The sequence below is a fragment of the Streptomyces sp. NPDC050508 genome (assembly GCF_040655155.1).
Lineage (GTDB): Bacteria > Actinomycetota > Actinomycetes > Streptomycetales > Streptomycetaceae > Streptomyces.
Window position 1 is genome coordinate 26,518 of record NZ_JBFAJJ010000034.1, and the last position, 13,821, is coordinate 40,338.

A 13,821-nucleotide genomic window follows, 5' to 3' on the forward strand; every position below is an offset into this window, starting at 1 on the left:
TACTAGTTCAGCATCGCCCGAGCCGACTGCGCCTGCCCCCGCACCCGATCAGCGGCAGGTTCATCCACGACAGCCACCACCTCGGCATACGCCTCCAGTTCGGCGGCCCCCGTCAGGAAATCCCCCCGCTGAACCAACAGTTGAGCCCGCTCATACCGCAACCGAGCCGAATGCGACGGCAGCAGCAAGGCCAACTCAACGCCCCACAGGGCCACATCCGACCGCTCAGGCCGAGCCGCAGCCCACGCCCGGATGTTGTTCAGGACCCGCGACACAACCTCAAGAGGCGCCGCAGGCACAAGCATCCCGGGCTCCAGCGAAGCCCCCGTCGCCCCGGCGACCAGCAACTCCGCATCGCCGCCCGACAACACCCGCCCCCCGTCGAAGGGATCGGCCAGCACCTGATCCTCCGCCGGCCCGAACCCCACCACGAAGTGCCCCGGCAACGCCACCCCGTACACCGGCGCCCCCGCCCGCCGGGCCACCTCCATCCACACCACGGACAACAGGATCGGCAACCCGCGCCGCCGCCGCAGCACCTCGTGCAGCAGCGAGGACGACAGCCGCTGATAGTCACCCGGCGTACCGCGGAACTCGAAACGGACGCCGAGGAGTTGGTGCAGCGCGGTCGCCCAGGCCAACGGCGCGCCGGGCCGGTACGGCACCTGCCCGGCCAGCCGGTCCAGTTCCATCTGTGCCGCGTCGATGCCGGAATCCTCCAGCGTCCCGTCCGCCGCCGCCCCCACCAGCAGGCACAGCGTGGTCAGATCGGGCCGCTCGGACCGAACTTCCTCGGCGAACAGCCGACGCACCTCGGCGGACCGCTCGGGCGGCGGGGGACAGGGACCGGACATGGCGAACTCGTACCCCCTCACGACGAACCGTCACGACCGGTGACACCGGTGTCACCGGCGTCACCGATCGAGGCCGCCGGCTCGCGATAGTGGTGGTAGGCGTGATGCGCCCCGAACCCCATCCCGGCGTACAGCGCCCGCGCCCCCGCGTTGTCCGCCTCGACCTGCAACCACGCGACCGAGGCCCCCTCGTCCAGCGCCCGCGCGGCCAACGCGGCCATGACGAGCGAGCCCAGGCCCCGCCGCCGTAGCGCCGGATCGACCTCGACCGCGCCGAAACCGGCCCACCGCCCGTCGACGACACACCGCCCGATCGCCGCAGGAGCAGTATCCGCAGCCTCACCGGGCACGGTGGCGAACCACACCGAGGGGCCGCTGCCCAGCACCTTCAGGGCCACGTCGCTCACCCCCTTGCGCTGATAGCGGGCCAGCCACGCCTCGTCGGCCGCCCTGGACAACACGACCCCGGCCGCGTCGGCGCGGTCGGCGACCGGGGCCAGGGCCCCGACCCACAGCTCGGCCGTGACCTCGCGGGTCCAGCCGCGCTGTTCCAGCTCGGCACAGAGCAGCTCCTGCGTGCCCTCGGCGCCGGTCGCGGTCTGGACGTACGCGGGCAGGCCGCGGTCGCCGTACCACCGTCGTACGACAGTGAGGGTCTCGTCGAGGGGCAGGCCGGGATCGCCGAGCGGCAGCACGGAGTTGGCGCGCCGGGTGAATCCGGCGGCGGCCCGCAGCTCCCACTCACCGAGCCGCTCGCTCTCCACCGGCCGCCAGGCACGCGAGGAGACATGGGCGAGTTCGGCGTACGAAGCGGACGGTCCCCGTCGGCGGGCCGGAGCGGCCGGGACGACCTTGCCCGCTACCAGCGCGGATTCCGGAATGCGGACGGACTCGCCGCCCTTCCGTGTGATCGTGAGCACACCGCTGTCCCATGATGTGAGAACACCCACCGTGTCGGTGAACTTCTCCGTCGTGTCTTCCGTACCTGCCAAGCGCCTGACGGACACCCGTTTGCCCACGTCAGCAGCGGTGATGCGGACCTCAAGACGTCCAGCCGCAGAGATTTCCACAGGTCAGTTCACCCCTCCTGTATGGATCACGCCCCGGAACGGAGATACTAGGTGGCGGGCATGGACGACGCCGCGCTCCCGCGCGCCGGGCGGCGGAGCCTACGGAGGCCCGCCAGCGCCCTATCGAGGAGGAACGACAGCGTGACCTACGTCATCGCGCAGCCTTGTGTAGACGTCAAGGACAAGGCGTGCATCGAGGAGTGCCCGGTCGACTGCATTTACGAGGGCTCACGGTCCTTGTACATCCACCCGGACGAATGCGTCGACTGCGGAGCCTGTGAGCCGGTGTGCCCGGTCGAGGCGATCTTCTACGAGGACGACACTCCGGAGGAGTGGAAGGACTACTACAAGGCCAACGTCGAGTTCTTCGACGAGCTCGGCTCCCCCGGCGGCGCCAGCAAGCTGGGTCTGATCGAGCGCGACCACCCCTTCGTCGCCGCGCTGCCGCCGCAGAACCAGTAAGAGCGGCCCGCACAGACGCGCCGCCTCGGTCCCGTACGGCCTGATCGCCGTACGGGGCCGAGGCGTTTGCCGTACGACGGTCTGACGACGGCTGTACGGGGCGCACGCACCAGAAAGTGAGCCAGACACCGTGTCCGCAGTCACCGACCGCCTGCCCACCTTCCCCTGGGACCGGCTGGAGCCGTACAAGAAGACGGCCGCAGCGCACCCGGACGGCATCGTCGACCTCTCCGTCGGCACCCCGGTGGACCCGGTCCCCGAGCTGATCCAGAAAGCGCTGATCGCCGCGGCCGACTCGCCCGGCTATCCGACGGTCTGGGGCACGCCGGCACTGCGCGACGCGATCACCGGCTGGGTGGAGCACCGCCTCGGCGCCCGCGACATGACCCACCGCCACGTCCTGCCCATCGTCGGCTCCAAGGAACTCGTCGCCTGGCTCCCGACGCACCTGGGCCTGGGCCCGGGCGACCGGGTCGCCTACCCGCGCCTCGCGTACCCCACGTACGAGGTCGGCGCCCGCCTGGCCCGAGCCGAATACGAGACCTACGACGACCCGACACAGCTGAACCCCGAGGGCCTGAAGCTCCTCTGGCTCAACTCCCCGTCGAACCCCACCGGCAAGGTCCTCTCCAGGGACGAGCTGACCCGGATCGTCGCCTGGGCCCGCGAGCACGGCGTCCTGGTCTTCTCCGACGAGTGCTACCTCGAACTGGGCTGGGAGGCCGACCCGGTCTCGGTCCTGCACCCGGACGTCAACGGCGGTTCCTACGACGGGATCGTCGCCGTCCACTCCCTCTCCAAGCGCTCCAACCTCGCCGGTTACCGCGCGGCCTTCCTGGCCGGCGACCCGGCGGTCCTCGCCCCGCTCCTGGAGATCCGCAAGCACGGCGGCATGATGACCTCGTCCCCGACCCAGGCGGCGGTGATCGCGGCCCTCGGCGACGACACCCACGTCCAGGAACAACGCGAGCGCTACAAGGCCCGCCGCACGGCCTTGCGCGAGGCCCTCGTGTCCCACGGCTTCCGCATCGAACACAGCGAGGCCAGCCTCTACCTCTGGGCAACAAGGGACGAGTCCTGCTGGAAGACGGTCGCCCACCTGGCCGACCTGGGCATCCTCGTGGCCCCGGGCGACTTCTACGGAGAGGCCGGCGAAAACTTCGTAAGGGTGGCTTTGACGGCGACGGATGAGCGAGTCCGGGCAGCTGTAGAGAGGCTGGGCTGAGGTTTTTAGGGGCGCGGGGAACTGCGCGACCAGCCCCCACCGGCCGTCAGTCGACGAACGACCGAAAAAAGGGGCCCAGGGAACTCCCTGGACCCCTTCAACGCAGCCGGACTAGCCGAGCGGCAGCCCCTTCAACGGCAGCTCCTGAGCCGTGGGCAACCCACCCTTGGTCACCGCGTCAGTCGGCAACCCGCCACCCGCAGTCGCCGTCTTCGCGGTCTCACCAAGCAGGCCACCCGCCTGACCCGCCGTGTCCCCGGCAACATGCTGCGCAGCCGGCGCCACCGTCTTGGCAACCTTCCCGCCGGTCTTCCCGGCGGCCGGCACCGCCTTCTCCAGCGTCTGGCCACCGGACTTGCCGGCGACCCCCGTGACGTTCTGGCTCGCGCCGTCGACCGTGTTGCCGACGCTCGCCCCGTCCAGGGCGGTCAGCGCGCCCAGGTTCGGGGTGGCCGGCAGGGAGGGGGCCGCACTGGCGGAGCCGGCCGCACCGACCCCGGCTGCCGCTCCCGCTGCGACGAGCAGCGCGGCACGGGCGATCCGGCGGGTCAGGGGGAGGGACATGATGCTCCTTGTGTTGATCTCCGGGCTCGGACGCAGTGACTACCGCTCGAAGCGCGCGAAGGTTGCGGAGCGCCAACGTAAAGAGTTGGCAATGCGTCGCATTATCAGCTACGGATAAAAACGGACAAAGAGCGCCCGGCCCGAAACCCCGTCGAATGGTCGCAGCCCTTTGTTTTCAAGGACTTCGGTACACACGAGGGTGACCGCGCGAAAACCTGAGCACCCCCGGGCCCGGATCGACCGCGCACGACCCTTACGGGTGAGGCCCCGTACGACTGCCCGACCGCGACTGCCCGGCTACTTCTCCCCGCCCTGCCGCTCGGTCACTATGCGAACCCCGCCGGCGGCCTTCGTGGCGGTCGAGTGCCACGGGTCGTCCGCACTGCCGGCGGCCCATTCGCGACCGGCGTACGACACGCGCTCGATGTGCAGTTCCGAGGAGTTGGCCACCGCCCAGTGCGCGAGCTGCCAGCCGGTCCTCGTGCTGCCGGACCGCACCGGCAGGGTCACGGTGCTGCTCCCGCCGGTCGCACTCGCGCTGGGCGCCGGCGTGGACTTGGCCTTCGCCTTGCCCTTCGACGTCGAGCCGCTCCCGGTCACCTCCGCACCGGTCTCCTTCAGTACCGTGCGCCCGAAGTCCCGTACCAGCGCGGCCCGTACGGCGTCCGGGCCGACGTTCGCCTGCGTGCTGTCCGGGAGGCCCTGACAGGTCAGCGTGGCGGCCGCCTGCCCCGTGAGGGCGGCGGACAGCAGCGTGGCCTCGGGCTCGTGCTTGGCGTACGCCTCCGGGTAACCGCTGCGCTGCACGCGCTGCGCGGCGACGGTGAGAGGGAGCTTCTGGTAGTCGTCCACCTTGGACAGGTGCTCGTAGAAGACGCCCGCCGCGTACGTCGGGTCCAGGATCTCCTTCTTGGTGCCCCAGCCCTGCGAGGGCCGCTGCTGGAACAGGCCGAGCGAATCCAGGTCGCCGTGCTGGATGTTGACGAGCTGCGACTCCTGGAGGGAGGTCGCGAGCGCGATCGTCACGGCCCGTTCCGGCATCCCGCGCCCGGTACCGACGGCGGCGATCGTCGCCGCGTTCATCGTCTGCTCCTGCGAGAACTCGTACTCCTGGCCGTCGTTCTTCCCGGAGACGACCTTGCAGCCGGGCCCGCCCCGGCCGCCGGTGACGTACTGAACGACCAGATAGCCCGCGACCGCGAGCAGCACCACGAAGGCCGAGGAGATTCGGAAGAGGCGGCCGCGTCGACGCTTCTTTGGGGTGGGGGACTGCTCAAGCATCCCCACAAGGTACTGGAGGCTCCTGTTACCGCTGCGCCGGGTGTGGACAGTCGGCGCACAGGCCGTTCGCGTTAGGGTCGACGCCATGGCCGACACCCCACTTGACCTCACGCTGGACGCCGCACGGCTCACCGCGCAGCTCGTCGACTTCCCCTCGGAGAGCGGCAGCGAGAAGCCCCTCGCGGACGCGATCGAGACCGCGCTGCGCGCCCTGCCGCACCTGACGGTCGACCGGTACGGCAACAACATCGTCGCGCGCACCACCCTCGGCCGCCCGGAACGCGTCATCCTGGCGGGCCACATCGACACGGTCCCGATCGCCGACAACGTCCCCTCGCGCCTCGACGAGAACGGCGTCCTGTGGGGCTGCGGCACCTGCGACATGAAGTCGGGAGTGGCGGTCCAACTCCGCATCGCGGCCACGGTTCCGGCCCCCAACCGCGACCTGACGTTCGTCTTCTACGACAACGAAGAGGTCGCCGCCCCTCTCAACGGCCTCAAGCACGTCTCCGAAGCCCACCCCGAGTGGCTGGAGGGCGACTTCGCGGTCCTCCTGGAGCCGACGGACGGTCAGGTCGAGGGCGGCTGCCAGGGCACGCTCAGGGTGTTCCTGAAGTTCAAGGGAGAGCGGGCGCACTCCGCGCGCGCGTGGATGGGCTCCAACGCGATCCACGCCGCCTCCAGGGCGCTGTCCAAGCTCGCCGCGTACGAACCCCGTACGCCCGTCGTGGACGGCCTCCAGTTCCACGAGGGCCTCAACGCGGTGCGCGTCGAAGGGGGAGTGGCCACCAACGTCATCCCCGACGCGTGCACCCTGGTCGTCAACTTCCGCTACGCGCCCGACCGCAGCGAGGAGGAGGCGGAGGCCTTCGTGCGCGACTACTTCGCCGACTGCGGGGTCGACGAGTTCGTCGTCGACGACCACACCGGCGGCGCCCGCCCCGGCCTGACCCACCCGGCCGCCGCGGCCTTCATGGCGGCCGTCGGCGGCGAGGCCCGCCCCAAGTTCGGCTGGACCGACGTGGCCCGCTTCAGTGCGCTCGGAGTGCCCGCGGTGAACTACGGCCCGGGTGCCCAACTCCTCGCCCACAAGGTGGACGAGCGGGTCGAGGCGGCTCTCATCCCCGAGGCGGAGCGGCGGCTGCGGGACTGGCTCACCGTCTGACATCCGTATGTCCCCCCTCCGTAACCCGCGTAGACCTACGCTGAAGTACGAAACACCTGCAAGTGGAGGGAGCGCACATGGCTACAGGCAACCCCGAGGGCAAGCAGCAGCCACCGGAGGAGCAGCGCCTGGGACCGGTCCTCCGGCGGCGCGGCCAGGTGACCGCGAGCACGACCGACCAGCGCCTCCTGGACGCGGGCGGCCCCTCGGACTGGGTCCACACCGACCCGTGGCGTGTCCTGCGCATCCAGTCGGAGTTCATCGAGGGCTTCGGCACCCTGGCCGAACTGCCGCCCGCGATCAGCGTGTTCGGCTCGGCCCGCACCAAGCCGGACTCACCGGAGTACGAGGCGGGCGTACGCCTCGGACACGCCCTCGTGGAGGCCGGGTGGGCCGTGATCACCGGCGGCGGCCCCGGCGCCATGGAAGCGGCCAACAAGGGCGCCCTGGAGGCCAAGGGCATCTCCGTAGGCCTCGGCATCGAGCTGCCCTTCGAGCAGGGGCTCAACGCCTACGTCGACATCGGCCTGAACTTCCGCTACTTCTTCGTCCGCAAGATGATGTTCGTCAAGTACGCCCAGGGCTTCGTGGTCCTCCCCGGCGGCCTCGGCACCCTCGACGAACTCTTCGAGGCCCTCACTCTCGTACAGACCCAGAAGGTCACCCGCTTCCCGATCGTCCTCTTCGGAAGCGAGTACTGGGGCGGCCTGGTCGACTGGCTGAAGAACACACTGATCGCCCAGGGCAAGGCATCGGAGAAGGACCTGCTGCTGTTCCACGTGACGGATGACGTGGACGAGGCGGTCGCGTTGGTGTCGAAGGAGGCAGGCCGCTGACGCAGCCTGCTTTCAGCCCGTCCGGCGTTTGAGGACGAGGCCCCTTCAGGGCCGAAGCGGGGGTCTGGGGGCGGCAGCCCCCAGGGACGGGACGGGTAGGGGCGGCGGGGGCGAAAAAACCTACGCCAGCCCCCGCCGCCCCACCGCCGGAGGCCGATGCCCAGCGATCGACGCCACCATGTCCAACACCTGCCGCGTCTCCGCGACCTCGTGCACCCGATACACCTGAGCCCCCAGCCAAGCCGACACGGCAGTGGTCGCGAGCGTGCCGACAACCCGCTCCTTGACCGGCTTGTCGAGCGTCTCGCCCACGAAGTCCTTGTTGGAGAGGGAGACCAGCACCGGCCACCCCGTCTCCACCATCTCCCCGAGCCGCCGCGTCGCCTCCAGACTGTGCCGGGTGCTCTTCCCGAAGTCGTGCCCGGGATCGATCAACACCGACTCCCGGGGCACGCCCAGTTCTACGGCCCGTTCGGCGAGCCCCAGGGTCACGCGCAGGATGTCGGCCATGACGTCGTCGTACGTCACCCGGTGCGGCCGTGTACGCGGCTGTGCGCCACCCGCGTGCGTGCACACCAGCCCCACGCCGTACCGCGCGGCGACCTCCGCGAGCCGGGGATCGACGCCGCCCCACGCGTCGTTCAGGAGATCCGCGCCGACCTCGCAGACGGCCTCGCCGACCTCGTGCCGCCAGGTGTCGACGCTGATGATCACGTCAGGGAAGCGTCGCCGTACCTCGGCCACGAAGCCGACAGTGCGCCGGGCTTCTTCCTCGGCGGTCACTTCCTCGCCGGGCCCGGCCTTGACCCCGCCGATGTCGATGATCGCGGCGCCCTCGGCCACCGCCTGCTCCACGCGCGCGAGGGCGGGCTCGTCGCGGAACGTGGCCCCCTGGTCGTAGAAGGAGTCCGGGGTCCGGTTCACGATCGCCATGATCACCGGCTCGTGCGCGTCGAATTCACGCCTGCCCAGCCTGAGCATCCCCTGTGACCTCTCCTAGTGCGTACCGGTCTTCAGCCGCCTGTGACCCTAACTGTCAGCGTCGCATGGCACGATCGGACCCTGACACATTCGGCTTCGGCACGTCCGACATCGACGCCCGTGGAGACCCCAGCGATGTTCATGTTCCTGTTCCTGGTCGTCGCGCTCGCCGTCGTCGTCGGCGCCGTGACGCTCTCGGTGATCGGCGGTGGCGACAGCGCCCCGCTTCCCGACGCCGCGCCCGAGCGCCTCGACGACCCGCTGCCCCTGGACCGGCCGGTCAACCACACCGACGTGGAGACTCTCCGCTTCCCGCTCGCCGCGCGGGGCTACCGCATGGACGAGGTGGACGACGTGCTGAGCCGCCTCGCCGCCGAACTCGCCGAGCGCGACGCGCGGATCGCCGACCTGGAGTCCGCGCTCGCCGGCGCGCAGGCCAGCGCCCATGTCTCCATGCAGAAGCCGGTGGAAGGCGACCAGCAGTGAGCGAGGGCGGGGCCGTCGCCGGTCCGGACGGCGCCCTGCGCTGCCCCTGGGCGCTGTCCACGGAGGACTACGTCGCCTACCACGACGAAGAGTGGGGCCGTCCGGTCCACGGCGACGACGCCCTCTACGAGAGGCTCAGCCTGGAGGCCTTCCAGTCCGGCCTCTCCTGGATCACGATCCTGCGCCGCCGCGAGGGCTTCCGCGCCGCCTTCGCCGGCTTCAAGATCGCCGAGGTGGCGACCTTCACGGACACCGACCGCGAACGCCTCCTCGCCGACGCGGGCATCATCCGCAACCGCCTCAAGATCGACGCGACGATCGCCAACGCGCGCGTGCTGGCGGACTGGGCCCCGGGCGAGCTGGACGAGTTCATCTGGTCCCACGCCCCGACCCCGGGCCCGGCCCCGAAAACCCTCGGAGACGTCCCGGCGGTCACGGCGGAGTCGACAACCCTGTCCAAGGCCCTCAAGAAGCGGGGCCTGAAATTCGTGGGCCCGACGACGGCGTACGCCCTGATGCAGGCGTGCGGCTTGGTGAACGACCACTTGAAAACATGCGTGGCCAGGAGCGCCCCTTAAGGGGCGCGGGGAACTGCGCGACCAGCCACAGCGGACCCGCAGCCCCCCCACGGCGCTACCGACCCAAGTACTTCGGCTTCTCCTTGTTGACGAAGGCCTGCACAGCGATCGCATGGTCCTCCGACGCGCCCGCCCGAGACTGAAGTTCGTCTTCTTTCTCCAGGGTCTCCTCAAGCGTGTGCGTCAGGCCATACGCCACCGCCTCCTTCAGCGCCGCATACGCCACCGTCGGCCCGTCCGCCAACTGCCGAGCAACCTTCTCCGCCTCGGCATGCAGCTCACCGACGGGCACGAGACGGTTGGCGATCCCCAGGTCGTACGCGTCCTGCGCGGAGATCGTGCGCGGAAACAGCAACAGGTCGGATGCCCGCCCCGGTCCGACGACCCGCGGCAGCGTCCAGGAGATGCCGGAGTCAGCCGTCAGCGCGACCCCCGCGAAGGACGTGTTGAAGCCGGCCGTCTCCGCCACGACCCGGTAGTCCGCCGCCAGGGCGAGACCAAAACCGGCGCCCGCGGCGACCCCGTTGACCCCGGCGACAACAGGCTTCGCCATCCCGGCCAGCGCCCGCACGATCGGGTTGTAGTGCTCCTTCACCGTGGTCATGGTGGCCCCGGTCCCGGCCTCCCGGTCGGACGCCAGCAGCGTGATGTGCTCCTTGAGGTCCTGGCCCACACAGAACGCCCGCTCCCCGGCCGCGGTCAGCAGCACGGCCCGTACGGCGTCGTCGGCCGCTGCGGACTCGACCGCCTCCCGGAGGGCGACCTTGGTCGCGATGTTCAGCGCGTTCATCGCCTCCGGGCGGTTCAGCGTGATCGTCGCGAGTCCGTCGCTCACCTCGTAGAGCACGGTGTCGGCCATGGCGTATCCCCTCCGGTGTGGCGGCTCCGGCGTACCGGTCGGTACGTCCTACGTCCGTAGGACAGCATGGCGGAGATCGCCGTCCACGCACCGGACCGGACGTGTGACCTGCGTCAAAGAATTCCGCTCCGGATTCGGTCGGCCGGAGTCCGCGCGGCGGCGAAGTATCGCAGTCACATCGGCGAATTGGGTGGTTTTGCTCGCGCGCGTTGCCCAAGCGATGCCGACTGATGTTGGTCATCGGGTCCTGAGATGCGGGATAATGGCTTGGAAGCAATGTGTTCGATGCCGGTGACGCGTGTCTCATTAGGGGCCGCGCGTGCCCTCCATGGGGCCGTCGGCGACGATGAGCTGGTTTCAGGAAGGGGAACGAGCATGGCGGCCATGAAGCCGCGGACGGGCGATGGCCCGCTCGAGGTGACCAAGGAGGGGCGGGGCATCGTCATGCGCGTTCCGCTCGAAGGCGGCGGTCGGCTCGTCGTCGAGCTGACCCCTGACGAGGCCGACGCGCTGGGCGACGCCCTCAAGAAGGTCGTCGGCTGACGCGGCGGAACGCGACCATACCCCTTCAGCTGCCCCGGCACCCGAGACGGTGCCGGGGCAGCTGCTTTCCCGAAGTCCTATGGCCTGTCGAGTGGTTGAGGCCTGTTCACCGTTTGACGGCGCACAGTAGCCCGTCGCCCACCGGGAGCAGCGAGGGCACCAGCTCAGGGCTCTCGCGCACGGCGCGCAGCAGTTCGCGCAGCCGGAGGACTTCGGTGGGCTGGGGGCCCGAGTCGACGGTGCGGCCGTTGGCGAAGACGCCCTCGAAGACCACCAGGCCACCCGTACGCAGCAGGCGCAACGATTCAGCGAGATAGTCCAGGAACTCCAGCCGGTCACCGTCGCAGAACACGAGGTCGTAACCGGCGTCCGCGAGCCGGGGCAGCACGTCCAGGGCGCGGCCCGGGATGAAGCGGGCCCGGTTGCTGGCGAAGCCGCAGGCGCGGAAGGCCTGGCGGGCGAACTGCTGGTGGTCCGGCTCCGGGTCGACCGTGGTCAGTACCCCGTCCGGCCGCATGCCGTACAGAAGATGCATGCCGGACACGCCGGTCCCGGTTCCGATCTCCGCGACCGCCTTCGCGTCCACGGTGGCGGCGAGCATCCGCAGCGCGGCGCCCGTGCCGGGCGACACCGAGCGCAGCCCTGCCTCGCGGGCCCGGTCCCGGGCCCAGCGCAGTGCTTCGTCCTCGGCGACATAGGCGTCGGCGAACGCCCAGCTCGTCTGCCGGTTGCCGGTAATGACCCTCTCCTGTCCCCGTGGTTGCCTGGGCGTGACTGTATCCGTTGGTGCCGGGAACCTGCTGATGGGACCGGGCGTTTAGAGGGGGGAGGAAAGCACTGGGGGACGCGGCCGGAGGGAAGAGCGGGGGATGAGGATGGATCAGTACGTCGGGCAGCGGCCCGAGCAGGGGCACGAGCATCGGCTCACACCACCGGCAGGTCGGTATGAGCGTGTATCAAATTCTCGTAAAACCGCTTATCCGGAGCTAACGGGCGAGGTGGCTATGGTAGGGGCTCCACTGGACACCACCAGAGCCGACAGGGGAGGTGCGGCTGTACCTGTGGATCGGGGAGGAGTGCTCCGGCGCTTTCTCGGATCGGCGGGCAGGCCGAAATCCGTGAACGACACCGCTGCTGACCACAGCCACGCCGCTGACCATGCCCAGACCGCGACCTTCTCCACCGACGCGGACGGGCAGGCGTGGACTCCGCCCACCTGGGAGGAGATCGTCAGCACCCACAGCGGCCGTGTGTACCGGCTCGCGTACCGCCTGACGGGGAACCAGCACGACGCCGAGGACCTGACGCAAGAGGTCTTCGTCCGGGTCTTCCGTTCCCTGTCGACGTACACGCCCGGCACCTTCGAGGGCTGGCTGCACCGCATCACCACCAACCTCTTCCTGGACATGGTCCGCCGCAAGCAGCGCATCCGTTTCGACGCGCTGGGGGAGGACGCGGCCGAGCGCCTGCCCAGCCGCGAGCCGTCTCCCCAGCAGGTCTTCAACGACGCGCACTTCGACGCCGACGTCCAGCAGGCCCTGGACACCCTCGCCCCGGAGTTCCGGGCGGCGGTCGTCCTGTGCGACATCGAGGGCCTCTCCTACGAGGAGATCGCCGCGACCCTGGGCGTCAAGCTCGGCACGGTCCGTTCCCGGATCCACCGTGGCCGCTCCCAGCTCCGCAAGGCCCTCGCGCACCGCTCGCCGGAAGCACGGGCCGAGCGCCGTTCCTTCGTGGCGCGTGTGCCCGCGCTGGGGGGAGGGGGCGCGACCGCGTGAGTGGATCTCGTCCTACGCCTTCGGAGCAGCATCTGGGAGACCGACTTTCCGCCCTGGTGGACGGGGAGCTCGGTCATGAGTCGCGCGAGCGCGTACTGGCGCACCTTGCCACCTGTACGAAGTGCAAGGCCGAGGCCGACGCGCAGCGCCGACTGAAGAACGTGTTCGCGGAAATGGCCCCACCGCCCCCCTCCGAGAGCTTCCTGGCCCGCCTGCAGGGACTCCCCGGGGGAGACGGCGACACCGACAGCGAGGAGCCGCCCGGCGGGGGACTCTTCGCCGGGGTCGGCCTCTTCGGCGTGAAGAGAAACGGGCCGCTCGACGTGTTCGAGTTCGGCTACGTCCCGGCGGGCCCGCACGCCGCGACAGCCCTGGCCCCTTCGTCTCCCTCCGCCCGCGAGGGTTTCCGTATCCATGACGTCAGCCGGCACGACGCCGACCGCTCCGCCTCGCGCGGGATGCGGTTCGCGTTCGTCGCCGCCGGCGCGGTGTCGCTGGCCGCGATCGCGTTGGGCGGGGTGGCCACGGTCACGCCGGGCGACACGGCCGCGGAAGCGCGCGGTGGCGCGGGTGTGACGCCGGCTCGGACCCAGGGGACGGGCGCCGCGACCCCCGACGCGGGGCGTCGCCGTGGGGTCGGACCCCTGCTCGCCCAGGGGACGAGTCAGCGATCGATGCTCGGCGACACAGCGATGGCGCCGACCTCCGTCTCCGCACCGCTGCTGCCCGGGGTGCCGTCTCCGGCGGCCGTCCAGCGCGACGAGGTCATGCACACGCTGACCACGCCGGTGATGGCCGGAGCGGCTGCCATGTCCCCGCTGATACGCCCGCTGAACGCGACCACACCGGTCGCCCTCACGACGTGGTCCACGGCCCCCGAGATCATGTCCCCCGGCCTGCTCGCCGCGCCCCTCCCCGACACCACCTCTTCCCCCACTCCCACCCCCTCCGCCTCCTCCCGCCCACTCCGCTGACCGGCCCCTGCGCCACGACCCGCGAACCTGGTTGAATCCGGGGAGTACGGGGTGGCACGGCGGGCTGTGGAGAGAGCATGAACGAGGCGACGCCGAAACCAAGGCCCACGAAACCGAAGTGGTGGGGTCGGGCCCGCCCGGGAGATCCCGGGGACCTGGCGACGC

The 13,821-nt window shown here is 70.4% G+C and carries 16 protein-coding genes; 9 read left to right on the forward strand and 7 right to left on the reverse strand.

Translation table 11 applies throughout. From position 1 onward, the window contains the following. Positions 1-2: 2 nt before the first annotated feature. Both AB0I69_RS47055 and AB0I69_RS47060 read right to left on the reverse strand, forming a co-directional pair. Complete coding sequence (locus AB0I69_RS47055) at positions 3-854, reverse strand: transglutaminase-like domain-containing protein (RefSeq protein WP_363102004.1); 852 nt, start codon at positions 852-854, stop codon at positions 3-5. A gap of 17 nt (positions 855-871) precedes the next feature. Then, positions 872-1,924, reverse strand: a complete 1,053-nt coding sequence (locus AB0I69_RS47060; protein WP_363102005.1) for a GNAT family N-acetyltransferase — start codon at positions 1,922-1,924, stop codon at positions 872-874. A 141-nt stretch (positions 1,925-2,065) separates the two neighbouring features. Between AB0I69_RS47060 and fdxA the strand changes: the two genes are divergently transcribed. Continuing rightward, positions 2,066-2,386, forward strand: a complete 321-nt coding sequence (gene fdxA, locus AB0I69_RS47065) for a ferredoxin (protein ID WP_019058397.1) — start codon at positions 2,066-2,068, stop codon at positions 2,384-2,386. A gap of 130 nt (positions 2,387-2,516) precedes the next feature. Further along, a complete protein-coding gene (locus AB0I69_RS47070; protein WP_363102006.1) occupies positions 2,517-3,611 on the forward strand; it encodes a bifunctional succinyldiaminopimelate transaminase/glutamate-prephenate aminotransferase in 1,095 nt (364 codons plus the stop codon). 111 nt (positions 3,612-3,722) lie between these two features. Here the strand turns inward: AB0I69_RS47070 and AB0I69_RS47075 are convergent, their stop codons facing one another. Next, complete coding sequence (locus AB0I69_RS47075) at positions 3,723-4,175, reverse strand: ATP-binding protein (protein ID WP_262055831.1); 453 nt, start codon at positions 4,173-4,175, stop codon at positions 3,723-3,725. 297 nt (positions 4,176-4,472) lie between these two features. Beyond that, the gene (locus tag AB0I69_RS47080; protein WP_363102007.1) at positions 4,473-5,456 is read right to left on the reverse strand and encodes a heavy metal transporter; all 984 of its coding nucleotides are present in this window, start codon (positions 5,454-5,456) and stop codon (positions 4,473-4,475) included. Positions 5,457-5,541: 85 nt separating this feature from the next. Here AB0I69_RS47080 and dapE point away from each other — a divergent pair, with 85 nt between their 5' ends. Beyond that, complete coding sequence (gene dapE, locus AB0I69_RS47085; RefSeq protein ID WP_363102008.1) at positions 5,542-6,621, forward strand: succinyl-diaminopimelate desuccinylase; 1,080 nt, start codon at positions 5,542-5,544, stop codon at positions 6,619-6,621. A gap of 77 nt (positions 6,622-6,698) precedes the next feature. Next, positions 6,699-7,457 (forward strand): TIGR00730 family Rossman fold protein, encoded by a 759-nt coding sequence (locus AB0I69_RS47090; protein ID WP_043674715.1) that lies wholly within the window; start codon positions 6,699-6,701, stop codon positions 7,455-7,457. A gap of 120 nt (positions 7,458-7,577) precedes the next feature. Here AB0I69_RS47090 and folP read toward each other — a convergent pair whose 3' ends face one another. Further along, the gene (gene folP / locus AB0I69_RS47095; RefSeq protein ID WP_363102009.1) at positions 7,578-8,438 is read right to left on the reverse strand and encodes a dihydropteroate synthase; all 861 of its coding nucleotides are present in this window, start codon (positions 8,436-8,438) and stop codon (positions 7,578-7,580) included. A gap of 135 nt (positions 8,439-8,573) precedes the next feature. Between folP and AB0I69_RS47100 the strand changes: the two genes are divergently transcribed. Then, positions 8,574-8,924, forward strand: coding sequence for a DivIVA domain-containing protein (locus tag AB0I69_RS47100; RefSeq protein ID WP_363102010.1), 351 nt, complete (start codon positions 8,574-8,576; stop codon positions 8,922-8,924). Continuing rightward, positions 8,921-9,502 carry a DNA-3-methyladenine glycosylase I gene (locus tag AB0I69_RS47105; RefSeq protein WP_363102011.1) on the forward strand — a complete coding sequence of 194 codons (582 nt, stop codon included), beginning with the start codon at positions 8,921-8,923 and terminating at the stop codon, positions 9,500-9,502. Before AB0I69_RS47100 ends, AB0I69_RS47105 begins: the two co-directional genes overlap by 4 nt. A 55-nt stretch (positions 9,503-9,557) precedes the next feature. Here AB0I69_RS47105 and AB0I69_RS47110 read toward each other — a convergent pair whose 3' ends face one another. Next, positions 9,558-10,361, reverse strand: coding sequence for an enoyl-CoA hydratase-related protein (locus AB0I69_RS47110; RefSeq protein ID WP_363102012.1), 804 nt, complete (start codon positions 10,359-10,361; stop codon positions 9,558-9,560). A gap of 375 nt (positions 10,362-10,736) precedes the next feature. On the opposite strand from AB0I69_RS47110, the gene AB0I69_RS47115 reads away from it, so the two are divergent. Continuing rightward, entirely contained in the window at positions 10,737-10,904 is a 168-nt protein-coding gene (locus tag AB0I69_RS47115; RefSeq protein ID WP_003966491.1) for a DUF3117 domain-containing protein, read from the forward strand. Between the two features lie 106 nt (positions 10,905-11,010). On the opposite strand, the gene AB0I69_RS47120 is transcribed toward AB0I69_RS47115, so the two are convergent. After that, positions 11,011-11,709 (reverse strand): O-methyltransferase, encoded by a 699-nt coding sequence (locus AB0I69_RS47120; RefSeq protein ID WP_363102041.1) that lies wholly within the window; start codon positions 11,707-11,709, stop codon positions 11,011-11,013. A 199-nt stretch (positions 11,710-11,908) separates the two neighbouring features. On the opposite strand from AB0I69_RS47120, the gene sigE reads away from it, so the two are divergent. Next, positions 11,909-12,682 carry an RNA polymerase sigma factor SigE gene (gene sigE / locus AB0I69_RS47125; RefSeq protein WP_174447548.1) on the forward strand — a complete coding sequence of 258 codons (774 nt, stop codon included), beginning with the start codon at positions 11,909-11,911 and terminating at the stop codon, positions 12,680-12,682. Beyond that, positions 12,679-13,656: an anti-sigma factor gene (locus tag AB0I69_RS47130; protein ID WP_363102013.1), complete on the forward strand. Its 978-nt coding sequence runs from the start codon at positions 12,679-12,681 to the stop codon at positions 13,654-13,656. Before sigE ends, AB0I69_RS47130 begins: the two co-directional genes overlap by 4 nt. Positions 13,657-13,821 lie beyond the last annotated feature (165 nt).